Origin of the sequence: Billgrantia ethanolica (assembly GCF_021404305.1) — a bacterium.
In the GTDB taxonomy this organism is placed as follows: Bacteria; Pseudomonadota; Gammaproteobacteria; order Pseudomonadales; family Halomonadaceae; genus Halomonas; species Halomonas ethanolica.
Map to the genome: position 1 here is coordinate 178,075 of NZ_JABFTX010000003.1, position 25,654 is coordinate 203,728.

Annotated in this window: 26 protein-coding genes; 17 read left to right on the forward strand and 9 right to left on the reverse strand. The window is 65.7% G+C overall.

Annotated elements, in window-relative coordinates; all coding sequences use genetic code 11:
- The first annotated feature begins 122 nt into the window (after window positions 1–122).
- The 4 genes from HOP53_RS13815 to HOP53_RS13830 all read left to right on the forward strand — a co-directional run bounded on the left by HOP53_RS13815 (window position 123) and on the right by HOP53_RS13830 (window position 3,021).
- Window positions 123–779 (forward strand): GntR family transcriptional regulator, encoded by a 657-nt coding sequence (locus HOP53_RS13815; RefSeq protein ID WP_234270572.1) that lies wholly within the window; start codon window positions 123–125, stop codon window positions 777–779.
- 210 nt (window positions 780–989) lie between these two features.
- Window positions 990–1,787 carry a creatininase family protein gene (locus HOP53_RS13820; protein ID WP_234270573.1) on the forward strand — a complete coding sequence of 266 codons (798 nt, stop codon included), beginning with the start codon at window positions 990–992 and terminating at the stop codon, window positions 1,785–1,787.
- Between the two features lie 66 nt (window positions 1,788–1,853).
- Window positions 1,854–2,192 (forward strand): ferredoxin, encoded by a 339-nt coding sequence (locus HOP53_RS13825; RefSeq protein WP_234270574.1) that lies wholly within the window; start codon window positions 1,854–1,856, stop codon window positions 2,190–2,192.
- Between the two features lie 169 nt (window positions 2,193–2,361).
- Window positions 2,362–3,021 (forward strand): GntR family transcriptional regulator, encoded by a 660-nt coding sequence (locus tag HOP53_RS13830; RefSeq protein ID WP_234270575.1) that lies wholly within the window; start codon window positions 2,362–2,364, stop codon window positions 3,019–3,021.
- Between the two features lie 63 nt (window positions 3,022–3,084).
- On the opposite strand, the gene HOP53_RS13835 is transcribed toward HOP53_RS13830, so the two are convergent.
- The 9 genes from HOP53_RS13835 to HOP53_RS13875 form a co-directional block, all read right to left on the reverse strand.
- A complete protein-coding gene (locus HOP53_RS13835; protein WP_234270576.1) occupies window positions 3,085–3,375 on the reverse strand; it encodes a DUF1330 domain-containing protein in 291 nt (96 codons plus the stop codon).
- A gap of 31 nt (window positions 3,376–3,406) precedes the next feature.
- On the reverse strand, window positions 3,407–4,240 hold the full coding sequence (gene nadX, locus HOP53_RS13840) for an aspartate dehydrogenase (protein ID WP_234270577.1): 834 nt from the start codon (window positions 4,238–4,240) through the stop codon (window positions 3,407–3,409).
- On the reverse strand, window positions 4,237–4,575 hold the full coding sequence (locus HOP53_RS13845; protein WP_234270578.1) for a 2Fe-2S iron-sulfur cluster-binding protein: 339 nt from the start codon (window positions 4,573–4,575) through the stop codon (window positions 4,237–4,239). The genes nadX and HOP53_RS13845 overlap by 4 nt, the downstream gene beginning before the upstream one ends.
- A gap of 30 nt (window positions 4,576–4,605) precedes the next feature.
- Window positions 4,606–5,646: a 2Fe-2S iron-sulfur cluster-binding protein gene (locus tag HOP53_RS13850; RefSeq protein WP_234270579.1), complete on the reverse strand. Its 1,041-nt coding sequence runs from the start codon at window positions 5,644–5,646 to the stop codon at window positions 4,606–4,608.
- Window positions 5,647–5,767: 121 nt separating this feature from the next.
- Entirely contained in the window at window positions 5,768–6,247 is a 480-nt protein-coding gene (locus HOP53_RS13855; protein ID WP_010630074.1) for a GlcG/HbpS family heme-binding protein, read from the reverse strand.
- 41 nt (window positions 6,248–6,288) lie between these two features.
- Window positions 6,289–7,743, reverse strand: coding sequence for an aldehyde dehydrogenase family protein (locus tag HOP53_RS13860; RefSeq protein WP_234270580.1), 1,455 nt, complete (start codon window positions 7,741–7,743; stop codon window positions 6,289–6,291).
- A 108-nt stretch (window positions 7,744–7,851) separates the two neighbouring features.
- Window positions 7,852–8,583, reverse strand: coding sequence for an iron-containing redox enzyme family protein (locus HOP53_RS13865; protein ID WP_228573937.1), 732 nt, complete (start codon window positions 8,581–8,583; stop codon window positions 7,852–7,854).
- Window positions 8,584–9,057: 474 nt separating this feature from the next.
- The gene (locus HOP53_RS13870; RefSeq protein WP_234270581.1) at window positions 9,058–9,678 is read right to left on the reverse strand and encodes an IMPACT family protein; all 621 of its coding nucleotides are present in this window, start codon (window positions 9,676–9,678) and stop codon (window positions 9,058–9,060) included.
- On the reverse strand, window positions 9,678–10,157 hold the full coding sequence (locus HOP53_RS13875; protein ID WP_234270582.1) for a LexA family protein: 480 nt from the start codon (window positions 10,155–10,157) through the stop codon (window positions 9,678–9,680). The genes HOP53_RS13870 and HOP53_RS13875 overlap by 1 nt, the downstream gene beginning before the upstream one ends.
- Before the next feature lie 204 nt (window positions 10,158–10,361).
- Between HOP53_RS13875 and ccmA the strand changes: the two genes are divergently transcribed.
- The 13 genes from ccmA (at window position 10,362) to HOP53_RS13940 (ending at window position 25,561) form a co-directional block, all read left to right on the forward strand.
- Window positions 10,362–11,006, forward strand: coding sequence for a cytochrome c biogenesis heme-transporting ATPase CcmA (ccmA, locus tag HOP53_RS13880; RefSeq protein WP_234270583.1), 645 nt, complete (start codon window positions 10,362–10,364; stop codon window positions 11,004–11,006).
- On the forward strand, window positions 10,993–11,730 hold the full coding sequence (ccmB, locus tag HOP53_RS13885) for a heme exporter protein CcmB (protein WP_234270584.1): 738 nt from the start codon (window positions 10,993–10,995) through the stop codon (window positions 11,728–11,730). The genes ccmA and ccmB overlap by 14 nt, the downstream gene beginning before the upstream one ends.
- A 13-nt stretch (window positions 11,731–11,743) precedes the next feature.
- The gene (locus tag HOP53_RS13890) at window positions 11,744–12,484 is read left to right on the forward strand and encodes a heme ABC transporter permease (RefSeq protein ID WP_234270585.1); all 741 of its coding nucleotides are present in this window, start codon (window positions 11,744–11,746) and stop codon (window positions 12,482–12,484) included.
- Complete coding sequence (gene ccmD / locus HOP53_RS13895) at window positions 12,484–12,723, forward strand: heme exporter protein CcmD (RefSeq protein ID WP_234270586.1); 240 nt, start codon at window positions 12,484–12,486, stop codon at window positions 12,721–12,723. The genes HOP53_RS13890 and ccmD overlap by 1 nt, the downstream gene beginning before the upstream one ends.
- Window positions 12,713–13,225 carry a cytochrome c maturation protein CcmE gene (gene ccmE / locus HOP53_RS13900; RefSeq protein ID WP_234270587.1) on the forward strand — a complete coding sequence of 171 codons (513 nt, stop codon included), beginning with the start codon at window positions 12,713–12,715 and terminating at the stop codon, window positions 13,223–13,225. The genes ccmD and ccmE overlap by 11 nt, the downstream gene beginning before the upstream one ends.
- Window positions 13,226–13,237: 12 nt before the next feature.
- Window positions 13,238–15,262, forward strand: a complete 2,025-nt coding sequence (locus HOP53_RS13905) for a heme lyase CcmF/NrfE family subunit (protein ID WP_276574624.1) — start codon at window positions 13,238–13,240, stop codon at window positions 15,260–15,262.
- Window positions 15,259–15,789: a DsbE family thiol:disulfide interchange protein gene (locus HOP53_RS13910; protein ID WP_234270588.1), complete on the forward strand. Its 531-nt coding sequence runs from the start codon at window positions 15,259–15,261 to the stop codon at window positions 15,787–15,789. The genes HOP53_RS13905 and HOP53_RS13910 overlap by 4 nt, the downstream gene beginning before the upstream one ends.
- Entirely contained in the window at window positions 15,780–16,253 is a 474-nt protein-coding gene (locus HOP53_RS13915; RefSeq protein ID WP_234270589.1) for a cytochrome c-type biogenesis protein, read from the forward strand. The genes HOP53_RS13910 and HOP53_RS13915 overlap by 10 nt, the downstream gene beginning before the upstream one ends.
- Window positions 16,250–17,476 (forward strand): c-type cytochrome biogenesis protein CcmI, encoded by a 1,227-nt coding sequence (gene ccmI / locus HOP53_RS13920; RefSeq protein WP_234270590.1) that lies wholly within the window; start codon window positions 16,250–16,252, stop codon window positions 17,474–17,476. Before HOP53_RS13915 ends, ccmI begins: the two co-directional genes overlap by 4 nt.
- Before the next feature lie 4 nt (window positions 17,477–17,480).
- Complete coding sequence (gene smc, locus HOP53_RS13925) at window positions 17,481–20,975, forward strand: chromosome segregation protein SMC (RefSeq protein WP_234270591.1); 3,495 nt, start codon at window positions 17,481–17,483, stop codon at window positions 20,973–20,975.
- Window positions 20,976–21,199: 224 nt separating this feature from the next.
- Window positions 21,200–23,110: a cell division protein ZipA gene (gene zipA, locus HOP53_RS13930; protein WP_234270592.1), complete on the forward strand. Its 1,911-nt coding sequence runs from the start codon at window positions 21,200–21,202 to the stop codon at window positions 23,108–23,110.
- 103 nt (window positions 23,111–23,213) lie between these two features.
- A complete protein-coding gene (gene ligA / locus HOP53_RS13935; protein ID WP_234270593.1) occupies window positions 23,214–25,295 on the forward strand; it encodes an NAD-dependent DNA ligase LigA in 2,082 nt (693 codons plus the stop codon).
- On the forward strand, window positions 25,292–25,561 hold the full coding sequence (locus HOP53_RS13940) for a YheU family protein (RefSeq protein ID WP_010630056.1): 270 nt from the start codon (window positions 25,292–25,294) through the stop codon (window positions 25,559–25,561). The genes ligA and HOP53_RS13940 overlap by 4 nt, the downstream gene beginning before the upstream one ends.
- Window positions 25,562–25,654: the final 93 nt, after the last annotated feature.

The following is a 25,654-nucleotide window of genomic DNA, read 5'->3' on the forward strand; positions in this document are numbered from 1 at the left end:
GCTGCATAACTCTAAGTTGTATTTTTTCTGGAAATAATCGATTATTTGACTCAGATTAGATTGAAGCCTGGCGATTCGTCAAGCCAGGTATACCAAATTCCAAAAAAGAATGGAGCCACGCCATGACCGAAACCCTCAAGCAGGGCAGCGCCACTGCCGCCAGCAGGATCTACGAGACGCTGCGTCAGGATCTGCTCAACGGTCGCTACCGCGCAGGCGAGCGCCTGTCGATCACGCTGCTGCGGGAGACCTACGAAGTGGGCCTGAGCCCGCTGCGCGAGGCACTGAATCGTCTGGCCGCCTACGGTCTGCTGCGTCAGGAGAACCAGCGCGGCTTTCGCGTGCTGGAGCTGACTCGGGAGGAGCTGGCAGACATCACCGAAATGCGTCGCCAGCTGGAAGGCATGGCGCTCGAACTCGCCATACGTCATGGCGACGAGGAGTGGGAATCCCAGCTGCTGGCGGCCAATCACCGCCTGGCCCGGGCCGGTGAGCACACCCCGGTGGTGGAATGGGAGGGCCTGCATTCGCGCTTCCACAGTGCCCTGGTGGAGCCGTGCGGTTCGGCCTGGCTGCTGCGTTTCATCTCGCAGCTCCACGACCAGTTCGACCGCTACCGGCGCGTGGCGCCGCGCGCCCAGGAGCTGCGCCATCAGCTCGACTCCCAGCATCAGGAGCTGGTCGACCTGGCGCTGGCGCGCAATGCCCGCCAGGCCCGCGCGCTGATCGAGGAGCACATCACCCTTTCCAGCGAGGTAGCCAAGTGCAGCTGCCGGTAGCTCGAAAGAGAGTACTCAAAGGCTTTGCATGAATGGCTGGATTCGGCTAGTGTTGGTATATGGTATACCAGGTGTCTCGATGACACCCTTACCCTGATGACAACAGGCTGCCTGCCGTCGAGGTTTCGTCGCGCAGGCGGCGAGGAGAGCGGGATGGAAAGTCGGTTAGCAGGTCAGGAAAGTCAGATGGCAGGTCAGATGGCAGCTCACATGAAAAGCTACGTGCTGACGGAAATGACCTGGCCCGAGGTCGAGGAGGCGCTGAAGAGCGTCAAGATGGCCATCGTGCCGGTCGGGGCCCATGAGCAGCACGGGCCGCACATGAACGAGAGCTGTGATGCGGTATTGGCCACCGAGATGGCCAAGCGGCTTGCCGCGGTGCTGTATCCGCAGGTTCTCGTCACGCCCACCGTGAACATGGGTGTCTCCCCGCACCACCTGAACTTCCCCGGCACCATCAGCCTGCGTCCGGAAACCCTGCTGGCCGTACTGCGCGACATGGTCGTCTCGCTCAAGCGCCACGGCATCGACAAGGTGTTGTTCCTCAACAGTCACGGTGGCAACCAGGGCACCCTGGGTCTGGCCTGCGCCAGCTTCGCCCAAGAGCTGGAGGTCGATTGCTACTACGCCAAGACCACGGCTTCCGCCAAGCAGGCCATGAAGGAGCACATCGGGTCGACACTGTTCGGCCACAGCTGCGAGCGCGAGGTCTCCGAGGCCTACTACCTGGCCCCGCACCTGGTGCGCCCCGAGCGCCTGGAGAAGGGTGACATCGTGCACGGTGGGCGCTGGGAGCGGATGCGTCCGGGCAATCCCATCCAGGGGTTCTACCGCTACGAGGAGATGACTCGCAACGGCTGCATCGGCGATGCCACCCAGGCCAGTCTCGAGATCGGCAAGGCCATCGTCGAGGAGGCGTTGGCAGAGCTGTCGGCGGCGCTGCACCCGCTGCTGGTCGAGCCAGCCGGCGTGCAACCGGCACGGGCGGAAAGGGAACTCGCCACCTGAAGTCCGCTACTAGGCTAGCCTGCGGCAGACGCTGGAGCATGCCGAACGCAAGGCCATGACAAGACCATGACAAGCACAAGACCACGATTGAGAGGCACCGACATGTACATCATCCTGACGAGCAAGCTGGGCGAATACGATGCCAGGCCGGGGCAGGGCATCTCCCCCGTCGAAGCCTACGAGTACTTCTTCTACGGCAAGAAGAAGGCCGACTTCACCATCGCCGAGGTCGACGGTGATCAGGGCCGTGTCAGCATCGTCGAAACCGGCGAAGGCGGTGCGACCAACAGCGTGCCGCTGAAATTCTTCGAGCGCTTCGACACGGTCGAAGCGGCCCGCGACGAGCTCAAGCAATTGGTGACCTTCGGCAATATCGATGCGCGGCTGGAAAGAGTGACACGATAGGGCGAGTGTGACACCAGACCAGCCATCACAGGCCGCCCGTACCGTCCGGTGCGGGCGGCCATGCTCCCCCTTCCTGGCCTTTCGTGCACCAGATACCGTCGAGCAGCCCAGCTGTGGTAAAATAGAAGCTGATCATTCACCGCTTCTAGACAGCCGAAGGTAGCCAATGATGGCCGAGACCTGGACCCAGGAAGACCTTTCCCCGATCCGCGACAAGGTGTACGCCCACCTCAAGGACGCCATTCTGCGCGGCGAGTACAAGGCAGGGGATCGGCTGGTCGAAAGGGTGCTGGCGGAAAAGCTCAACATCAGCCGCACTCCCATTCGCGAGGCGCTGTTTCGCCTCGAGACCCAGCGCTTCGTGCGCACGGTGCCGCGCAAGGGGGTGGTGGTCAACGAGATCACCCAGTCCGAGATTCTCGAAGTCTTCATGATTCTCGCATCGCTGGAGTCGCTGGCGGCGCGCCTGGCGGCTCAGAAGGTCAGCGACGAGATCGTGGCCGAGATCGACCAGCTCATGGCCGAGATCGAAGAGGCACTGGGCAATGGCGGTGGCGACGAAGTCGAGCTCAACGTCAAGTACAACGACCTGATCGGTCGTGCCGCCGGCAATCCCAAGCTTCATGAGATGCTGGTCGATCTCAAGGATTACGTGCGCGCCTTCTCCAACCTCAGCAGTGCCCTGCCGGGGCGCACCAAGGAGGCGCTGCGCGAGCACCAGGACGTGCTGAGCGCGATCCGCAGTGGCGAAGAGGATCTGGCCGAGAGCTTCACCCGCATTCACCTCGAGAAGTCGCGAAAGGCCTACATGAGCCACTCCCAGGTCTGAGCGGCTGGGCAGAATTGCACCGCAAACCGGGCGCCTTCGAGCGCCCGGTTTTCGTTTTCCCCATTACACGCCTACGACCAGCCGAATATCTCTGATGGCGCCATCGCCGAGTGCATCAAGCGCTGCACCGTAAGCTTCGCCATCGTGGGTTGCTCGGGCGCTTTCCAAGTCGGGAAACTCGATGATGATGGTGCGGTCTTGCTGACCATCTTCATAGGCAAAGGCTGCCACATCTCGAGCCAGGAAGATGCCGCCGCCCGCAGCAATAGCGGGAACGGCAAGCTTTATGTAGTTGGCATATTTCGTCGAATCCGTTATTTCACGGTAGCAAGAGACCCAATATGCTTTGCTCATCTTTAAACTCCTTGCCCATGAGTCGCAGTCACTAGCCGATAACCAGCGGCGAGGAGAGATTCTTCAGCGCCCGGGCGACGCTCATGGCGACGATGTAGCCGGTCTTGGGGTTGCTGGGTGAAGGAGTATTGCGCACCTCGATGCGCACCTCGCCGAACAGCCCCTTGGCCGATACCTCGTGCACGTTCTTGTCGATGGTGGGGTCGACCAGCACGCGCACCTGGGTCGCCTCGAAGCCCACTCCTGCCAGGCTCAGCGCCGCCGAGACGTTGACGCTCTCCGGGAACACACGGGACGATTCGCGGGCGTTGCCCTCGAAGATCACCGTCGGCTGCGTGATCGTGTCGAGATCCACCACCTCTTCGGCGAAGGTGCCGCGCCACGCCTTCACCGGCTTGCGGGTGGTCAGAGTGACGCGCTCCAGCGGCCCCTGGGCGGCGGCGGCGATGCGGTCGAGGCCGGCAATGGCCGCCGAAGGCACCAGCACTCGCTGGCCATGCCGCTCGGCGCTGGCCATGACCCGGTCGTACAGCGTTTGGTCGCAGAAGGCACCTACCGACACCACCATGAAGTCGCAGCCGTGGGCGAGCGAGGCCTCGGCATAGCGGACCACGGCCGCGTGGCCTGCAGTCTCCACTACCACGTCGGGCGTGCAGGCGAAGAAGCTCTCCTCGCTGTCAGTGATGTGACAGCCGTCCAGGTCGGCGTCGGCATACTTGGCCACGTCGCGCACCAGCACGGCGACCAGGCGGCTGTTGCCCGCCTGGCCGCCGAGGATGGCCTCGGCGACGTCCTTGCCGGCGGTGCCATAGCCGATGAGGCCGACCCGTGTCGTATTCTCGCTGCTGGTCATGGCGCTGCTCATGCTTCCGCCTTGGGCTGAACCTGCCTTGCGCCGGCGGTGCCGTCCTTGGGAGTTTCCTCCCAGGAGACCTTGACGTCGCCCTTGAGGAAGGTCTGGCAGGCCAGACGATAGCCCTGCTCGAGCTCTTCGGCCGAGAGCAGCTTCTCTTCCTTCTTCTTCACCGCGTCGGTGTTCTCGCGGCCCTCCTCGACCAGGCACTTGCAGGTGCCGCACAGGCCGCCGCCGCACTTGAACGGAATGCCGCCTTTCTCGCGCAGCGAGATGCGTAGCAGGTTGGAGTCCTCGGGAGCGCTGATGACCTTGCCGCCGTTGGTGATGAAAGTGATATCCGGCATGTCGATTACCTCGCTAGATCCGGTGAAGCGTCAGGCGACGCTGCCTTCGAGCTCATGGGTGAAGTTGAAGCTGTCGGCGTAGATCCGCTCGACGTCGAGGCCGCGCTGGGCAAAGCTCGTCTTGGCGGCGGCGATCATCGGCGGCGGGCCGCACAGGTAGGCATCGAAGGAGCTCAGGTTGTCGAAGTCCTGGCACACGGCCTCGTGCACGAAGCCACGGCGCCCGCCCCATTCGGGATCGGGGTCCGAGAGCACCGGCACGTAGCGGAAGTCGGGCAGCGTTCTGGCCCAGTCGTTGAGCTGCTCGTCGAGATAGAGATCCTCGGCGCGACGCACGCCCCAGTAGAGCGTGATGCTCGGCCGGCTCGGCTCGTCCAGCAGCGATTCGATGATGCTCTTGAGCGGCGCCAGGCCGGTGCCGCCGCCGACCATCAGCAGGTCGCGGGGGCTCTCGGCGTCGTGCCGGAAATTGCCCAGCGGCAGCTCCACGTCGAGGGTGTCGCCGGCCTGGTAGTGCGTTTCCAGGCGACCGGTGAAATGGCCGCCGGGCACGCGCCGGATGTGAAAGTCGAACAGCTCGCCGCGGTGAGGCGAGGCCATCGAGAAGCTGCGCGGGCTGCCGTCGTCCAGCATCACGTTGAGATACTGGCCGGGATGGAAGACCACCTCGCTGGCGCTGGGGATACGCAGCACCAGGTGGGTCACGTCATGGCTCAACTTTTCCAGCCGCTCGATGGTGGCGACGTGGAAATCGGCCGGTATGTGGCCCGCCGGCAGCAGCTTGGCACTGATGGTCAGGTCGCTCTGGGCGCAGGCCTGACAGGCCAGGGCGTAGCCCGCCTCGGCTTCCTCTTCGGTCAGGCCGAAGGGGAACTCGTCATACTCGACGCTGCCCTCGATCAGCTTGACGCGGCAGGCGCCGCAGCCACCGAAGCGGCAATCATGAGCCAGGGGGAAACCGGCTCGCTCAGCGGCCTCGAGCAGCGGCTCTCCCGGCTGGGCCTCGAAGCTTTCTGGCGTGTCGGCTGAAGTGTTGGCTGAAGTGTTGGAGAGGGTAATACGGTAGCTCATGGCAGCCTCCTCGAGCGTACCCGCCTAAGGCCGGGGCCTTGTCGTCGTCAGCGGGTATCTGTGCTCGGCCGGTCGTCTGGGGCGTCGGCAGGCGCGGAAGCCGCCTGCCGGTGTCGCTCGCTTATTTCTTGATATCGGCCTCGACCACGACCTCGTGGCCGGATTCGCGCAGATGGTCCTGCAGGGCCTGCAGCGCGGCCAGGCCGGCCTGGGTATCCTGCTCGCCGTTGCCGCCGCTCAGGCCAACCCCGCCGATCACTTCGCCGTCGACCACGATGGGGAAGCCGCCGACGAACACGGCAAACTTGCCCTCGAAGCTCCACTGGATGCCGAAGGCCTCGTTGCCGGGCAGGGCGGGGCCGTTGGGGGCGGTATTGAACAGATGCGTAGAACGCTTGTGGCCGGCGGCGGTGAAGGCTTTGTTCCAGGCGATCTGCGGGCCGGTGACGCGGGCGCCGTTCATGCGCTCCAGGGCCAGCGGATAGCCGCCGTCATCCACCACGCAGATGGTTTCCAGCACGCCGATCTCCTCGGAGCGCTTTTTGGCGGCTTCCACCATCAGCTTCGCTTCTTCCAGTTCCAGTCGGAATACCTGTTTCATGAGTCACCTATATCGTCAGGTTGTCGTTGTGTGTGTCGCGTTCAGCGGCCGAGATAGACGGTCTTGGTCTGGGTGAAGAAATCCAGCCCGGCGCGTCCCGATTCGCGGAAGGTCGAGGTGCTCGACTGCTTCAGCCCGCCGAAGGGGGCGTTGACCAGATTGCCGGTGGTGGTGCGGTTGATCTTCACCGTGCCGGCTTGGATATCGAGCGGGAAGCGCTGGATGTAATCGAAGTTCTTCGTCACCAGAGCGGCGGCGAGGCCGTAGGGCGTGTCGTTGGCCTTGGCGATGGCGTCCTCGTAGCCTTCCACCTCGATCACTGCGACCACCGGGCCGAAGATCTCCTCGCGGGCGATGCGCATTTCCTGGGTCACGTCGCTGAAGATCGCCGGCGCCACGTAGAAGCCCTTGGCGTAGTCGCCTTCGGTGAGGTGCTCGCCGCCGTGCACGTGAGTGGCTTCCTTCTTGCCCGCCTCGACGTAGCCGAGCACGGTGTCGAGCTGCTGACGGGTCGCCAGCGGGCCGATCTGGGTGCCCTCGGTCATGCCGTTGCCGATCTTCAGGGTCTTGACCTTCTCCACCAGCCGCGTGAGGTACTCCTGCTTGCGGCTACGGGCGATCAGTACCCGGCTGGTGCCGGTGCAGGCCTGGCCGGTGAGCGAGAAGCCGCCCTTCACGGTCAGATCCACGGCGGTGTCGATGTCGGCATCTTCCAGCACGATCAGCGGGTTCTTGCCGCCGAGTTCCATCTGGGTGCGGGTGGCCATGGCCGCGGCGCGGTGAATGCGTTCGCCGGCGGCGGTGGAGCCGGTGAAGGAGATCGCCTTGACGATGGGGTTGGCGGTGATCTCCTCGCCGATGGCCGAAGCGGCGCCGGTGATGAAGTTGAACACGCCTGCCGGCACACCGGCGTGATGCAGGGCTTCGGCCAGGCGATAGCCGATCAGCGGAGCATCGGAAGAGGGTTTGAACACCACGGTGTTGCCGGTGATCAGCGCCGGGGCGATCTTGCGCGCCGGAATCGAGATCGGGAAGTTCCATGGCGTGATGATGGTGGCTACACCGAGCGGTTCGCGCTGGGTGAAGACCGTCATCTTGGCGTCGTCCTGGGGGAAGGTCTCGCCGGTGATGGTCTGGCCTTCCACGGCATAGAAGCGCAGGGTCTGAGCCGAACGGGTCACTTCGTCGCGGCTATTGGCAAGCAGCTTGCCTTCTTCGCGTGTGAGCTCCTCGGCGAACTGCTCGACGTTTTCCATCAGGTAGTCGGCGGCGAGATTGAGAATCTTGGCGCGCTGAGAGATGGGTGTCTCGCGCCAGGTGGCGAAGGCACGGTCGGCGGCGGCGATGGCCTGACGTGCGTCTTCCACCGTCGAGGCCTGGAACCGCCCGAGCAGGTCGTCCTGGTCGGCCGGGTTGCGGTTTTCGAAGGTCTCCCCCGAAGTCCCCGCGATCCACTGACCGTCGATATAGTTGAGAAACTGGGTTGCGTTATCCAAGACGCTTACCTCTTTGTCGTCGCTGGCTGTCGTCGCTTGACTGCGTCCACTCGAAAGGGGGCCAAACACCTGCCGGCCACAAGCCGGCAGGTGGCATGGCGGGGCCTATCAGGCGGCCATGTCGAGCTCGGTGATGGGCAGGTCGCTGGCGACGTAGTCGTAGTAGAGCGCAGTGGTATAAAGCAGACGCATCTGCGCGCCGATCTCGCAGATCTTCAGGCAACGCTGTTGCAGCTCGACGGTGTCGGCGTGCTCCAGCACGATCTGGTAGCCACGCTCGCCGTGGATCTCGTCGGAGACGATATGCAGATCGAAGAACTCGACTTCCTCATCGGTGAAACCGTACTTGTCGCGCAGGGTCGGGGTCTGCTTGCGGTAGATCGACGGCACCTGGGATTCCAGGCCGACGACCAGCGCCGCTACGGCGACGACCGGGTGCTCACGCATGGCCACGGCGTAACACCAGCTCTGCAGGCCGCGGGTGGTGGGCGACATGTTGTCTGGATCTTCGACGCGCTCGCGAGTGGTGCCGCAGGCCTCGGCGAAACGGATCAACAGATCGGTATGACGATCGCCGCCGAGCTCTTCCTCGTACATGTTCTGCAGCAGGAAGTCCTTGGCCTCTTTGAAGTTTTCCGGGGTGTTTGCATAGATGTAGGCCAGGTAATCAGCGAACGGCCCGACATAGTGGTAATGGTTCTCTGCCCACTTGGCCAGGTGCTCGCGAGACAGCTTGCCGCTGGCCCAGGCCACGCTGAACGGTGCCTTGTTGGCGCTCTTGCCTTTGATGGCGTCTTCCAGAGCGGTACGGAATTCGTCGCGGTTCATCAACTGTGCCATGGGGAGGACTCCTGTTTCGTTGCCGGTGCGCCGCCTGATCTGCCAGGCCACGCTCTTGTTGTTTGCCGTCGTGGTTCCGGCGGTGGCCGGTTCTCTCGAATGGCTCTTGGTATACCAAAGGCCATGAATGCAGCCTAGATTGCCGCCGATATTCCTGTCAAGCCTTTTTATGACCTGGGTCAATTTTTCTCTTTCAGCCAGGCTTCATGCCGTGAAAAGCATATGAAATTTAAATTATATGTTTGAAAATTAATGATTTTTATGGGGGCTAGGAAAAGCCGGTTCGAGCTGGAGGGGTGGGAGGGACTTGATTTGTTCACGGTATACCATGTTGCTTGGTATACCAAGGTAGCAGAGGCTTGGCCGCCAGTGGGTCGGCATCGCCCTGCTTCAGGCAGGGGCATCGGGTAGGGTGTAATCAGGAGGCTAGGGTAATCAGATAGATAAACAACAAGAAATAGCAGCGGGCGGGTGTCAGGGAGCGTCGAGGCGGGTCAGGCGACCGCGCAGCCGGGCTTCCAGCGGTGACAGGTCCACTTCGACGTCGCTGGGCCAGGCTGCGGTGAGGCGTACCCCGTCACTGGCGTACTCGGCCTGTTCCACCGGTGCGTCATGGCTCTCCAGCCAGGCGCGGGCCTCCGCCTCGCCGGCGAAGTCGACGCCAAGCTTCAGCGTGGTGCGTTCCACCGCTTGCCGCTGTGGCAGCCCCTCGAGCCCCCGCGCCACGGCCTGGGCATAGGCGCGGGCCAGGCCGCCGGTACCGAGCTTGGTGCCGCCGAAGTAGCGGGTCACCACACAGCCTACCTGGCCCAGCCCGGCGCCTTCCAGCACCTGGAACATGGGGCGGCCCGCGGTGCCGCCGGGTTCGCCGTCGTCGGAAAAACCGATGGCCTGCTGTTCGCCGGGCGGGCCGGCGACATAGGCGCTGCAGTGGTGGCTGGCGTTGGGGTGGGTGCGTCTCGCTGTCGCCAGTAGAGCATCGAAAGCCGCCACGTCGGGCGCGTGGCAGAGCCAGGCGATGAAGCGGCTGCGCTCGATTTCGATGACGCTCTCGTGCCAGGTGCCGGGAGCGAGATCGGGTACCGGATAGCGCATCAGTGGGTCAGCTCGGGGCCGTCCTGCCGGCGTACCACGCCCATCACCATGCCCAGTACCTGAATGTCGCTGTTCTTGAGGTAGATAGGTGCCATGTTCTCGTTGGCCGGCTGCAGGCGCACGCCGTTCTTCTCTATATACAGCTTCTTCAGCGTGACCTCCTGCTGGTTGATCAGGACCACGGCGGTCTCGCCGTTCTCGGCGCTCTCCTGACGTTCGATGATGATCACGTCGCCATCGAAGATGTTGCAGTCGACCATCGAGTCGCCGCGCACGCGCAGGGCGTAGGTGTTGCGTCGCACCATGCAGGCAGGGGCGCGAATGGCGCCGCCGCTGGGGCAGGCTTCGATGGGCAGTCCCGCCGAGACATCTCCCAACAAGGGCACCTCGACGAGGTCGGTGGCGTCGACGCTGGCCCAGGAGGTGGCGATGGGCAGATTGGGACGTCGGTACAGGTAGTGCATGGAAGGCGTTGGCATTGGCGTTTCCCCCTCTGTGCGACCCTGTTGAAATGTACAGGTACATCGAATCATATCAGGCGTTACGTTCCTGGCAAGTTTCTCCGCCAGGAAGCTGCCTTGATCTGGGGCAAGGGTGGCGCCATGACGCACCCCGCTCGGTAGCGGCAAAAGGCCTTTCCGTGTAGCATTTCCGGCGTAATCACCCATTCCTGGAGAGTGCTGTTGAGCCTGCGTCTACAAGCGCAAAGCCTGGCCTGCGAACGCGACGACCGTTGGCTGTTCCGGGATCTGGACCTGGATATCCGTGCCGGCGAGATCGTACGGGTGGAGGGGCCGAACGGCAGCGGCAAGACTACCTTGCTCAAGATTCTCTCGGGCCAGTTGGCCGACTACGAGGGCGAGCTGTTCTGGAGCGAGCGGCCGATGCGCGAGACCCGCGAGTCCTTCCTCGCCAACCTGCTCTATCTGGGCCATGCCCCGGGGGTGAAGGCAGCGCTGACGCCGCTGGAGAATCTGGCCTGGTACCAAGCCCTCAGCGGCGAGGCGCCGAGCGAGACGGCACGCTTCAGGGCGCTGGAAGAGGTCGGCCTGGTCGGCTTCGAGGACGTGCCGGCCGGACAGCTCTCTGCCGGACAGCAGCGACGCGTGGCTCTTGCCAGGCTGACTCTGACACCGCGTGCGCTATGGGTGCTCGACGAACCTTTTACCGCCATCGACCGCGATGGCGTGGCGGCGCTGGAGCGGCGCCTGGTGGAGCACGCCCGCAGCGGTGGCTGCGTGCTGGTCACCACGCATCATGAGTTGACGCCGTGCGCCGAGCTGCGCCGTATCCGCCTCGGCGGGGGAGGGGTCGATGACGGCATCTGAAAACTCGTTGAGCAGGGCGCCTGCCGCGCTGCGCGAGGAACCTGGCGGCGGCCTCGCTGTCGCAGTATGGGCAACGCTCAAGCGTGACCTGCTGCTGATGCTGCGCCGGCGCAGCGAAGTGCTCAACCCGCTGGTGTTCTTCGCCCTCGTCATCACCCTGTTTCCGATCGGCATTTCCCCCGATCCGGCATTGCTGGCGGCCATTGCGCCCGGCCTGCTGTGGGTGGCGGCGCTATTGGCGGCCCTGCTGTCGCTGGACAGTCTGTTCCGCGCCGATTACGACGACGGCTCGCTGGAGCAACTGCTGCTGACCCCCCAGCCGCTGGCGCTGCTGGCGCTGGCCAAGGTCGCCGTGCACTGGCTGCTGACCGGTCTGCCCCTGGCGCTGATGGCGCCGGTGCTTGGTATCATGCTGTCGCTGCCGGCGGGCAGCTATGCGGTATTGGCCATTTCCCTGGCGCTGGGAAGCGCCAGTCTCAGTCTGATCGGTGCCATCGGAGCGGCGCTGACGGTGGGGCTTTCCCGCGGCGGCGTACTGCTGTCGCTGCTGGTGCTGCCCCTTTACATCCCGGTGCTGATCTTCGGCGCCGGAGCCGTCCAGGCGGCCATCCTCGGCGATGGCGTACTGGCGCATCTGGCGATTCTCGGCGCGCTGCTGGCGCTGGCCCTGAGTCTTGCGCCGCTGGCAATCGCGGCGTCGCTGCGCATCAGTATCAACGGTTGAGAGGTTGAGAGGCATGTGGGCCTTCATTAACAAGCTGCGTTCCCCCAAGTGGTTCTATGCCATCAGCGCGAAGCTGCAGCCCTGGTTCTGGGCGGCGGCGCTGATCCTCATCGTCACTGGTACCATCTGGGGGCTGGCCTTCGCCCCGGCCGACTACCAGCAGGGCAACAGCTTCCGCATCATCTACGTGCACGTGCCGGCGGCCTTCCTCGCTCAGTCAATCTTCGTCTCCATGGCAGTCACGGGGCTGGTGTTCATGGTCTGGAAGATCAAGATCGCCGACATGGCCGCCACCGTGATGGCGCCTCTGGGCGCCGCCATGACCTTCATCGCGCTGTTCTCCGGCGCGGTGTGGGGCGTACCCACCTGGGGCACCTGGTGGATGTGGGACGCACGCCTCACCTCGATGCTGATCCTGCTGTTCCTGTACCTCGGCGTGATCGCCCTGCGTGGCGCCTTCGCCAGCCGCGACAGCGCCTCCCGCGCCGCTTCGGTGCTGGCCATGGTCGGCGTCATCAACATTCCGATCATCAAGTACTCGGTGGAGTGGTGGTACACCCTGCACCAGCCGGCCACCTTCACCGTCACCGGGCGAGTCGGCATGCCGATGGAAATGTGGCTGCCGCTGCTGATCATGGTGCTGGGGTTCTACAGTTTCTTCATCGCGCTGGTGTTGACGCGCACGCGCAGCGAGATCCTGCGCCGTGAATCCAACAAGCGCTGGGTGCGAGAGCTGGCCGAGGAGGCGAACTGATGGCATTCGACACCTTCCAGGAGCTGCTCGCCATGGGCGGGCACGCGCCCTACGTCTGGTCGGCCTGGGGCCTGACCGCCGCCCTGCTGCTGGGCATCGTCTTTCATGCTCGCGCCGAGCGCCGCCAGCTGCTGCGACAGCTGCAGCGCCGCGTTCGCCGCGAGGCGCGCCAGAGCGCACCCGCCGCCGCGGCACAACCGATTCAAACTAGCAAGGGTGGATGCACCAATGACGCCTAAACGCAAACAGAAGCTGTTCATGTTCCTCGGCCTGGTGTCGCTAGCGGCCATCGCCGTGGGGCTGACGCTCTATGCCCTGCGGGCCAACATCAACCTGTTCTTCAGTCCTATCCAGATCGCCGCCGGCGACGCTCCCTACGAACGCCAGATCCGCGCCGGCGGCATGGTGAAAGAGGGCAGCGTGTCGCGGAACCCGGATAGCCTGGACGTGGAGTTCACCGTCACCGACTATGTGGAGGACGTGCGCGTTCACTACAGCGGCATCCTGCCCGACCTGTTCCGCGAAGGGCAGGGCGTGGTGGTGGTCGGTCAGCTTCAGCACGACGGCTACATCAAGGCCGATCAAGTGCTGGCGCGTCACGACGAGAACTACATGCCCCCCGAGGTCGCCGAGGCGCTCGAAGCCGCCGGCTATTCCCCCGCCGACTTCCAGCAGAAGGCCGCCAAGGTGGCCGAGCGCGTCGAAGAACGCGAGGCGCAAGAAGGCGCGAGCCAGTACTGAGCCGGAGTTTCCATGCAGATTCAGATGATTCCCGAAATCGGCCACTTCGCCCTGGTGATTGCACTGCTGTTCGCGGTGGTGCAATCGGCAGTGCCGCTGGCCGGTGCCGCCCTGCGCCGGCCGCTGTGGATGGCCTATGCCCGGCCCATGGCGGCCGGGCAGTTCCTGTTCGTCGCCATCGCCTATGCCGCGCTGACCGCCAGCTACATGCTGGACGACTTCAGCGTGCTCAACGTGGCCAACAATTCCAACTCCATGCTGCCCTGGTACTACAAGTTCAGCGCCGTATGGGGCAACCATGAAGGCTCGGTGCTGCTGTGGAGCCTGATGCTGGCCGGCTGGGGCTACTTCGCCGTGCGCTACTCCCGCGAACTGCCGCGGGACATGGTGGCACGGGTCATCAGCGTGCTGGGCATGGTCTGCGTCGGCTTCCTGCTGTTCATCCTGGTCACCTCCAACCCCTTCGAGCGCCTGCTGCCGCAGATGCCCCAGGACGGCGCCGACCTCAACCCGCTGCTGCAGGACATCGGCCTGATCCTGCATCCGCCGATGCTCTACATGGGCTACGTCGGCTTCTCGGTGGTCTTCGCCTTCGCCATCGCCGCGCTGATCGGCGGTCGCCTGGATGCCGCCTGGGCGCGCTGGGCACGGCCCTGGACCAACCTGGCCTGGGCCTTCCTCACCGTTGGCATCGCGCTGGGCAGCTGGTGGGCCTACTACGAGCTGGGCTGGGGCGGCTGGTGGTTCTGGGATCCGGTCGAGAACGCCTCGCTGCTGCCCTGGCTGACCGGCACCGCACTGATGCACTCGCTGGCGGTGACCGAGAAGCGCGGCTCGTTCAAGAGCTGGACCCTGCTGCTGGCGATCACTACCTTCTCGCTGTCGCTGCTGGGCACCTTCCTGGTACGTTCCGGCGTATTGACCTCGGTGCACGCCTTCGCCAACGATCCTTCGCGTGGCTTCTTCATCCTGATGCTGCTGGGCATCACGGTGGGCCTGTCGCTGCTGATCTTCGCCCTGCGTGCGCCGCGGGTCAGCCACAAGGTGGGTTTCGGCTGGCTGTCTCGCGACGCCATGCTGCTGATCAACAACATCATGCTGGTGATCCTGACCGTCACCGTGCTGCTGGGCACCGTCTATCCGCTGCTGCTCGATGCCCTCAATCTGGGCAAGATCAGCGTGGGCCCGCCCTACTTCAACGCCCTGTTCGTACCGCTGACGCTGCTCATGTGCGTGTTCATGGGCATGGGGCCGATCTCGCGCTGGAAGGACACCAGCAGCAAGCTGCTGATCCAGCGGCTGTGGCTCGCTGCCGCCGTGGCCGTGGTGCTGGGCATGACGCTGCCGCTGATCTTCGCCGAGCGCTGGAGCGCTCCGGTGGCGATCGGTATCATCGCTGCGCTGTGGATCGTGCTGCCGATGCTGCGCGACCTCTACGACAAGACCCGCCACGCAAGCTCAGTGGGCGCGGGGCTCAAGAAGCTGTCGCTGGCCTACTGGGGCATGCAGCTCGGCCATCTCGGCGTGGCGGTGACCATCGTCGGCGTGGCCGTGGTGTCGAACTACAACATCGAACGCAACGTGCGCATGAGCGTGGGCGACAGCGTCAGCGTGGCCGGCTACACCTTCACCATGACCGAACTCACCAGCCGCCGCGGGCCCAACTTCCTGGCCGACCGGGCGGTGATCGAGGTGCAGCGCGACGGTAGCCGGCGCAGCTTCACCATGAACCCGGAGAAGCGACTCTACATTGCCCGTGGCATGCCCATGACCCAGGTGGCGCTGCGGCCGGGCTTCTTCCGTGACCTCTACGTGGCCATGGGTGAGGATCTCGGCGACAACAGCTGGGCCATGCGCGTGCAGTACAAGCCGTTCGTGCGCTGGCTGTGGCTGGGTGGTCTGCTGATGGCCGCCGGCGGCGTGCTGGCCGTGGCCGACAAGCGCTACCGCCGCCTGGCCACCGCGCCGGACCCGGAAGATGCCGCCGCCACCTCAGGCACCAAGCCGGAAGGCGACCGTCAGGAGGCGACTGCATGACCCGGCGTCTGCTTCTGTTGCTGCCGCTGATCGGCTTCCTGGGGCTCTCGGTGTTCCTCTATCAGGGCCTGTCGCTGAACCCCTTCCATCGCGATTCGGCGCTGATGGCGCGGGACTTCCCGGAGTTCGACATGGTCACTCTGGAAGACCCGGAGCGCCGCGTCGACCGCTCGCTGCTGGCCAACGGCGAGGTCACCCTGGTCAACGTATGGGGCGAGTGGTGCCCGGAGTGCAAGCGCGAGATGCCGCAGCTGCTCGATCTGGCCGACCGCGGCATCCGCATGGTGGGCATCAGCTACAAGGATACCCGCGAGAAGGGGCTTGGCTTCCTGCAGGACTTCGGCAACCCCTTCGAGGTCAACATCTTCGATCCGGACGGCGAGCTGGGCTTCGAGCTGGGCGTCTACGGTGCCCCCGAGACCTTCCTGGTCGACCGTGACGGCATCATCCGCTATCACCACACCGGCTACATCTCGGCCCGTGACGTTCGTGAACACATCCTGCCGGAGGTGCAGAAATGGCAGTGATTCGACTGGCTCTCATCGGCATGCTGACGCTGCTGATGGCGAGCACCCTTCAGGCCGGCGCCATCGAGGTGCGTGAATTCGATGATCCGGTGATGGAGCAGCGCTACCGCAGCCTGACCGCATCGCTGCGCTGTCCCACCTGCGAGAACCAGGCCATCAACGACTCCGATGCCCCGGTCTCCCGCGACATGCGCGACCGCGTCTACATGATGCTCATGGATGGCCGCGCCGACATGGAGATCCGCGATCACATGGTCGAGCGCTTCGGCAACTACGTGCTCTACAACCCCCGTCTGGAAGGGCGCACCTTCCTGCTCTGGGGCCTGCCTGCCGGGCTGGTGCTGGCCGGCGGTGTACTCGTGGCGCTGGTGGTACGCGCCCGGCGCAACGCCTCTGCCCGTGAGCTGAGCGCCGAAGAGCGCGCCCGCCTCGAGTCTCTGATCAACCGCGGGAGGACCGAATGATCGAGTTATGGCTAGCCTTTGCCCTCCTGCTGCTGCCCGCGCTGTGGCTGCTGGTGGCGCCGCTGCGTCGGGCGCGCCTGGTGCATGACGCACAGCGCGACTTCGAAGCCAGCGACAAGTCCACCGAGCAGAACGTGGCGATCTATCAGCGTCGCCTGGCGTCGCTGGAAGCCGCGCTCGAGCGTGGCGACATCGATCAGGCACGTTACGAAGAGGACCGTCTCGACCTCGACCGCAGCCTGCTCGAGGACACCGAAGGGCTGGTGCGCCGGCCGCTGCATGCGCCGGCCGCAGGTCGTCTCGTGGTGCCGCTGGTGGCGATGGCCGTGGCAGTGGGCAGCGTGCTGTGGTACCAGCAGCACGGCGCCGAGGGCGATCTTGCCCTGTTCAACGCCTTCCAGGAGAGCGACTCGCTGCCCACGCTGCTGGCGCGGCTCGAGAAGCAGGCCGAGAGCCAGCCGGGCAATCCCAACGTTTGGGCCACGCTCTACCCGATCTATCGCGACTCGGGACAAGGCGAGGCGGCTCTGTACGCGCTGGAAAACCTCATCGCCATCGAGGGGCGTGCCGCCTCGCTGCTGGCGCAGAAGGCGCAGCTCAAGTTCTTCATGGCCGATCGCACCCTCACCGATGAGGTGCAGGAACTGATCGAAGAGACCCAGCAGCTCAACCCCAGCGAACCGACCATCTTCGGCATGCTGGGCGTGCACGCCTTCGACCGCGGCGACTACGAGCAGGCCGTGGACCATTGGCGCCGGGCCATCGCCGGCATGTCCGACTCCAGCTCTGCCCAGGCCCTGCGCGAGGGCATCCAGATCGCCCAGCAGCGCATGGGGGTGGCGCCGGATGAACAGGAGGCCGTGGCGCAGGGTCCTGGCATCCACGTCAGCGTCAGCCTCGAGGAGCGACTGCAGGGGCTGCTCGACGACGATACCCGGGTGTTCATCATCGCCCGCGACATGGAGGGCGAGCTGCCGCCGCTGGCCGTGGCCCGGGTCACCCTTGGCGAGCTGCCGGCCACGCTGATCATCGACGACCGCCATGCCATGTCGCCCGAGGCCACGCTGTCTCAGGTCAACGAAGTGCGTCTGCTGGTGCGCGTCAGCAAGAGCGGTGGAGCCCAACCGGAGACCGGCGACATGTACGGCGACCTGGAAGGGGTCAGAGTGGGTGACGTTGAAGGAGAACCCGTGGAGGTCGTGATCGACCGTGTCATAGAATAGCGGGATGCGACTCACCTCGATCCGCCTGAGCGGTTTCAAATCCTTCGTCGACCCGGTCACGGTGCCCTTCGATGGCAACATGACGGCCATCGTCGGCCCCAACGGCTGCGGCAAGTCGAACATCATCGACGCCGTGCGCTGGGTCATGGGCGAGTCCTCGGCCAAGACCCTGCGCGGCGAATCGATGACCGACGTCATCTTCAACGGCTCCACCGCGCGCAAGCCGGTGGGGCAGGCCGCCATCGAGCTGCGCTTCGACAACAGCGACGGCACCATGGGCGGCCTCTACGCCCAGTACGCCGAGATCGCGGTGAAGCGCCTGGTCACCCGTGACGGCCAGTCCAGCTACTTCTTCAACGGCCAGAAGTGCCGCCGCCGCGACATCGCCGACCTGTTTCTCGGCACCGGCCTCGGTCCGCGCTCCTACGCCATCATCGGCCAGGGCATGATCTCGCGGCTGATCGAGGCGCGCCCGGAGGAGCTGCGCGCCACCCTCGAAGAGGCCGCCGGCATCTCCAAGTACAAGGAGCGCCGCCGCGAGACCGAGAACCGCATGCGCCGCACCCGCGAGAACCTCGAGCGACTCGAGGATATTCGCGACGAGCTCGACAAGCAGCTCGAACGTCTCCGGCGTCAGGCCGAGGCGGCGCGTCGCTATCAATCCCTGAAGGACGAGGAGTTCCGCCTCAAGGGCGAGCTGGCGCTGCTGCGTGGTCGCGCCTTGCGTGCCCGTCAGTCGGAGGAGGAGCGCCGGGTAGGCGAGCTGGAAACCGCCGTGGAGCGGGAGGTGCTCGGTCTGCGCCAGTGCGAGACCCGCCTGGAGGAGGCGCGTGCCGGCCACGATGCCCTGGCCGAGACCCTCGAGGCGCGCCAGGCGCGCTTCTTCGAGACCAGCGGTGCCATCGCCCGCCTGGAACAGAATCTGGAGCACGCCCGCAGCCGTGAAGGGCAACTGGCCCGCGATCTGGAGAGCGCTCGTCAGGAGCTCACCGAACTCGATCGCCTGGGCGAGCACGACCGCGAGCGTCTGATGCGTCTCGACGAGCGTCTCGAAACCCTGGTGCCGGAGCAGGAGGAGGTGGCCGAGCAGCTCGCCGAGCTGGAGGCGATGCTCGAGGAAGCCGAACCTGCGTCCGAGGAGGCCGAGCAGGCCTTCGAAACCTTCAGTGAGAGCTGGCGCGAGGCCAGCCGCGAGGCCGAACGCAGCCAGGACCGCCTGCGTGAACTGGAGAGCCGCCTGACACGCCTCGAAGCCGACGTTCAGCGGCGGCGTCAGCAGCAGCAGGAGCTGCCCGACCTGGCCGAGCTGACGGCCCGACGCGACGAGCTGAAGGAGCGGCTGGCGGAGTTCGATCTGGCTCAGGAGGAGATCGAAGCCCGCCGCGAGCAGCTCCAGGCCGGCCGTGACGCCGCCCGCGAAGCGGCGGCGACCCTCGAGCGCGAACGCGAGGCTGAACGTGCCAGGCGCAGTGCGCTGCAGGGCGAGCTGGCCTCCCTCGATGCCCTGATCCAGGCCGCGCTCACCGATCCCGACGAGACTCTGACCACACACCTGGCCGACCACGAGCTGGGCGAGCTGCCGCGCCTGGGCGAATCGCTCGAAGTCGACCCCGGCTGGGAGGCCAGCGTCTCCTGGGTGCTGGCGCCCTGGCTCAAGGCGCGCCTGGCCGCCCCTGAGGCGTTCCGCGCCGCGAGTGCCGAGCCGCCCGCCGAGTTGAGCGCCTTGGCGCCCCAGGTGGCGCTCGAGTTCGCCACTGACAGCCTCGCCACGCGGGTGCGCGGTGCCGGTGCCGCCGCGGCCTGGCTGGCTCCGATTCGCTGCGTGGAGAGCGACGCCCAGGCCTGGGCCGAGCGTGAAGGTCTCGGTGCCGGAGAAAGCCTGATCACCCCCCAGGGGCTGTGGCTGGGGCGTGACTGGGTGCGCCACCGCGGCCAGGGTGCCGGCCCCGATGCGCTGCTGGTCAGCCGACGCCGTTTCGAGGAGGCCGCGGCCGAGCTGGACGAGCTCGAGACCCGTCTGGCCGCCCGCGATCAGGCCATTGAGGGGGAGCGCGAGCGCGCCGAGCAGGCCGAACGCGATCTCGATGCCATTCGCCAGGAGGAGCGCCGCCTGGCCGGCGAGCAGCAGCAGCTGGCGGTACAGGACAGCGGTCTCGCCAGTCGGCTGGAGCATCTGCAAGGCCGTGCCGGGGAACTGGCCGAAGAGCTGGCGAGCCTCGACGAGACCCGTGAAGAGACGAGGCTGAGCATCGAGGAAGCCCGCGAGCGCTGGCAGCAGGCCATGGCCCGGCTGGAAGAGGGCGCCGAGCAGCGCGAGCGACTGGAGCGGGTGCGCAGCGAGGCTCGCGAGCGGCTGGCAGCCCTGCGTGCCCGGCAGCGCCCCTTGCAGGAGCGTGCCCAGCAGTTGGCGCTGGAGCATCAGCGGCTCTCGACCGAGCGCGCCGGCCTCAACGAACAGCAGGGGCGCAGCGGCGATGCCCGTGAACGCCTGCTGGCGCGCTGCGAGGAGCTCAGCGAGAGCCTGGAAGAGCTGCGTGAGCCCGACGAGGAGCAGCGCGAGAAGCTCGACGAACTGCTGCACCGCCGCGAGGGCGACGAACGTTCCCTCAACGAGGCCAAGGCACAGGCCGCCGAATTGGTGGAGCGCCTGCGCGAGGGCGAGCTGGCGCGACAGGGCCACGAGCGCAATCTGGAGGGCATCCGCGAGCGCCTGCAGGAGGCGCGCATGCAGGTTCAGGCTCTGGCGCTGAAGGCCGAGACCCAGGACGAGCAGCTCGCCGAGCTGGGCCACCAGGCCGCTGCACTCGAAGAGGAGCTCGACCCCAATGCCACCGAATCGGCTTGGCAGTCCCGCCTGGAAGAGGTTGGCGAGCGCATCCGTCGCCTCGGCGCGATCAACCTGGCAGCCATCGAGGAGTACGACCAGCAGGCCGAACGGCGCAACTATCTCGAGGCGCAGCAGGCCGAGCTGAACGAGGCCCTGGAGACCCTGGAGCGGGCGATTCGACGCATCGACCAGGAGACCCGAACGCGCTTCCGCGATACCTTCGAGCGAGTCAATCAGGGGCTGCAGTCGCTTTTTCCGCGAGTCTTCGGTGGTGGAACCGCATGGTTGACGCTGACCGGCGAGGATTTGCTCGATACCGGGGTGGCGATCATGGCTCGACCACCGGGCAAGAAGAACAGCACCATTCATCTTCTCTCGGGTGGGGAAAAGGCGCTGACTGCTTTATCGCTTGTCTTTGCCATCTTCCAACTCAATCCGGCACCCTTCTGTATGCTCGACGAAGTCGATGCTCCACTCGATGACGCCAATGTAGGACGCTATGCCAAACTGGTGAAAGACATGTCCGAGTCGGTACAGTTCATTTATATCACCCACAACAAGATTGCCATGGAAGCAGCCGAAAGATTGATGGGTGTGACCATGCAGGAACCCGGTGTCTCACGCCTGGTGGCCGTTGGGGTGGAGGAAGCTGCGGCCTTGGCCGAGGCTTGAAAGGACTTGAAAGCGAGCGATAAACGCGATATCAGAAGACACGACATGGTCATATCGCATAATAGAATGGCGAATTCACAGGGAAAGGCGCGGGGAGGATTTGACTCCCGAGCGATAATGCCAGGGCTTGACAAACAAAAAAGTGGCCTTTTTTTCGGCAATCGCGCTATGCTGTTGACGAACATCCATCCGGCATGGCGCCCTAGTGATAGGCAAGACGACCCATGGAACTTAGAGAATGGCTGATCATTCTGGGGCTGGCCCTGGTGACACTCATCGTGATAGATGGTGTGCGTCGCCTCAAGCGCCAGCGCCGAGTGCCCCGCCTGGACCAGGCAGGGGGTAACAACAACCACGTCGACAGCCAGGCAGAAGCCGATGACGACGGCAACTGGGAGCTGCCCAATGGCGGCGCCCGGGTCGTCAGGCCTGCGAGCTATTCGGAGGTCAAGTCGAAGCCCAAGCTGGAGCGCCAGGAGCATCCTGGGCCCTCTAGGGTGCTGGCCGGCTTCAAGGAGGCTCCTGTCGATCTCAAGGCAGGTACGCCCAACCTGGCCCGCCCCGCTGCCAGTGCCACCGACGCCTTGCGCCCGGTGGCTTCTGCCATTCAGGCGTCCGACTCGGTGGCTGCCGACACGCGTTCATCCACGACACAGACAGCCGATCGCGTGCCTCAGCCGGAGGTGAGTGCCAAGCAGGCCGAGCCCAAGCTCGACCTGGGTCAGGCCGAGCGGAAGCGGGCGGAGGAGCCATCGGTTGCCCCCGCGTCCAGCCGAACCGAAGAGGCACCCGCTGCGGCGTCGGCGGCGAAAGCCCCCGCGACCGAGCCGGTCGCCGCCAAACCTCTCTCCTTTGAACCTTCCGTCACTGAACCTGCCATCTCCGAACCTGCCGTATCTAAACCTGGCGTTTCTGAGCCTGTCGTTTCAGAACCTATCGTTTCAGAACCTGGCGTCACAGAACCCAAGGCTGCCGAATCTCCGGCTTCTGAACCCCGTGCATCCGAAGCCGTCGCTGCCAAGCCTGCCGTTGAGGAGAGTGAGGAGCGCCGGGAGCCGACGCTTTCCGCCCTGGATGACGACGAGCCCGCTCTCGAGTCGGCTGCGGTCAGCGCCGAGGCCGAACCGCTCGCCGCCGACCCTGAGGATCACGACCTTCATCACGACGAGGACGAGCGCTATCGCCTGGTCGATCTCGAAGGCATGGGCAACTCGATCAAGAGCGGCTCTCGCCGCGTGGGCGAGTCGATGCACCGCTTCGGCGTTTCCATGCAGCAACGGCTTGCCAAACGCCGGGAGCAGAAGCGCGAGGAGCGGGCACGCCGCGAGCAGGAGCGTGCCGAAAAGGCCGCTCGCGAGGCTCAGCAACGCCGCGAGGCCGCCGAGGCCCAGGCCGCCCGGGAGGCCGAGCTGCGCCGCCTGGAAGCCGAGGCCATCGACCTGGCCGACGACGACGACCCGCTGTTTGCACCGCCGCGTGCGCGGGGCGAGCGGCATGCCGAGGCGGCCTATGCCGCGCCGGCTGACCATGAGCCGTATGCCGAGCCGGTCGATTACGCCGAGCGGGCCGAACCCAGCCTGTCGGGCGCTTCCATCAACGACGATGACGACGTGGTACGCGCCCACCCGACCCTGGCCCGGGCGCTGCGTCACAACGTCAACGCCGAACGCGCCCGCGAGACCTTGAGCCACGCCGACGAGATCATCGTCATCAGCGTGCTGTCGCGGGACGAAGAGGGCTTCTCCGGCGAGGCGCTGCTCAACCTCATGCTGGCCTGCGGTCTGCGCTACAGCAGCGACATGGGCATCTTCCACCGCTTCGAGACCGAGGACCCCGACAGCGAGCTGCAGTTCTCGATGGTCAACGTGCTCAAGCCGGGCACCTTCCCCATCGAGGCGATGGATGAGTTCCGCACCCCGGGCATCACGCTGCTGATGCCGCTGCCCGGTGCGCTGGATACCGCCGCCGCCTTCGAAGCGATGGTCGAGACCGCCATGGTCATCGTGCGCAACCTAGGCGGCGAGCTGAAGGACGAGAACCACAGCGTGATGACCGCGCAGACCGTGGAGTTCGCCCGCCAGCGCGTGCAGGAGTTCGAGCGCCGCAATCGACTCAATCGCTATCAGGTGAACTGACGCCTGTTCGCGTGCCATGCCGCACCCGCCGACAACCCCGTGAGCGATCACGGGGTTGTCGTGTTCAGGGGCGGCGAGCCACCTTTCGAGACCCAAGAGACGCATGAGCCAGCCCGACCAGAAGATCCTCGGCGAAGTCGCCAAGCTGCGCGCCGAGCTCGATGACGCCAACTATCGCTACTACGTGCTAGACGAGCCGCACCTCACCGACGCCGAGTACGACCGCAAGCTGCGCCGCCTGCAGGAACTGGAGCAGGCGCACCCCGAACTGGTGACGCCGGACTCGCCGACCCAGCGGGTGGGGGCGCCGCCGGACGCCGGCTTCCCCGAGGTCGAGCACGCCGTGCCCATGCTGTCGCTGGACAACGCCTTGAACGAAGAGGAGCTCGCCGCCTTCGTCAAGCGAGTGGCCGAGCGGCTGGAGACCGATCCCGAGACGATCTGCTTCTGCTGCGAGCCCAAGCTCGACGGCGCCGCCGTGTCGCTGGTCTACGAGCGCGGCGTGCTGATCAGCGGTGCGACCCGGGGTGACGGACGCACCGGTGAGGGCATCACCTCCAACCTGCGCACGCTGCGCTCGATCCCGCTCAAGCTGCGCGGCGACGCTCCCGAGCTGCTCGAGGTGCGCGGCGAGGTGATCATGAGCCATGCGGGCTTCGAGCGACTCAACGAGCGCGCCCGGGAAGAGGACGGCAAGGTGTTCGCCAACCCGCGCAACGCCGCGGCGGGCAGCCTGCGTCAGCTCGACCCCGAACTCACCGCCAAGCGACCGTTGGAGTTCAGCGCCTACCAGGTGGCACGCATCGAGCCGACGCCGGGCGATGCCAGCCACAGCGAGCTGATGGCGCACCTCAAGGCATTCGGCTTTCGCACCAGCAGCCTGCTGGAAGTGGTCAGCGGCAGCCAGGGGGTGATCGACTACTGCCGCCGGCTGGGTGAGCAGCGTGACGGCCTCGGCTACGACATCGACGGGGCGGTGATCAAGGTCGACGACCTACGCTTGCAGCGCGAGCTGGGCTTCGTCGCCCGGGCACCGCGCTGGGCCACGGCGTTCAAGTTCCCCGCCCAGGAGGAGACCACCCGGCTCAACGACGTCGAGTTCCAGGTCGGCCGCACCGGCGCGATCACGCCGGTAGCGCGGCTAGAGCCGGTCTCGGTGGCCGGGGTCACCGTCTCCAATGCCAGCCTGCACAACGCCGATGAGATCGCCCGGCTCGACGTCAAGATCGGCGACAGCGTGGTGATCCGCCGTGCCGGCGATGTGATCCCTCAGGTGGTACGCGTGCTGCCCGAGCGGCGCCCCGCCGACGCCCGCGAGATCGTCTTCCCCGAGCGCTGTCCGGTGTGCGACTCCGAGATCGAGCGGCTTGAGGGCGAGGTGGTGGCGCGCTGCTCCGGCGGGCTCTACTGCGCTGCCCAGCGCAAGGAGGCGCTCAAGCACTTCGCCTCGCGCCGGGCCATGGACATCGACGGCCTGGGCGAAAAGCTGATCGAGGCGCTGGTCGAGCGCGACTGGGTCAAGACGCCTGCCGACCTGTTCCGCCTCGATGCCGAGCGTCTGGCCAGCCTGCCGCGCATGGCGCAGAAGTCCTCCGAGAACCTGGTGGCGGCGCTGGAGAAGGCTAAGAGCACCACTCTGCCGCGCTTCATCTTCGCCCTGGGCATCCGCGAGGTGGGCGAGGCCACGGCGGCCAACCTGGCGCGTCACTTAGGCACCCTGGATGCGCTGATGGCCGCCGAGCAGGCCGACCTCGAAGCGGTGGAGGACGTCGGCCCGGTGGTGGCCGCTCATGTGCACACCTTCTTTCGTCAGGAGCACAACTGCGAGACCATCGAGGCCCTGCGCGAGCTGGGCGTGACCTGGGCCGAGGAAAGCGTTGGCGAGCGGCCCCAGCCGCTGGCCGGGCAGACCTGGGTACTCACCGGCAGCCTGGAAAGCATGACCCGCGACGAAGGCAAGGAGCGCCTGCAGGCGCTGGGGGCCAAGGTGGCTGGCAGCGTGTCCAAGAAGACCACCGGGGTGGTGGCCGGTGAGGCCGCCGGCAGCAAGCTGGCCAAGGCGCAGGAGCTGGGCGTCGAGGTGCTCGATGAGGCCGCCTTCCTCGAGCGGCTGGCGGCTTGGGAGCGCGGCGAGGAAGCGCCGGGCAGTAAGGGAGAGCCGGGCAGTGAAGGAGAGCCGTCATGAGCGGCCGCTTCATCGAAGTGCCCTACCGCATGCTGCCGGGGGAGACCCTCGATGCCCTGCTGGAGGCCTTCGTCACCCGCCAGGGATACGACACCACCGACACCGGCGAGGGCATGCGCGGCTGGGTTGCCGAGCTCAAGCGCCAGCTGGAGCGCGGCGAGCTGCTCATCGCCCACGATCTGCAGACCGAAACCACCGAGGTGATGACGCTGGCCCAGTGGCGCGCCTTCGGCCGCGACCTAGCCGACGACGAGGAAGAGGGCTAGCCCAACAAGCGCTCCTGCGGTGATACCGCTCGCCCCTAACTGGCCCGCCAAAATCGGCGGGCCTTTTGCTGGCGCCGTTCCCCCCGTGGGCGG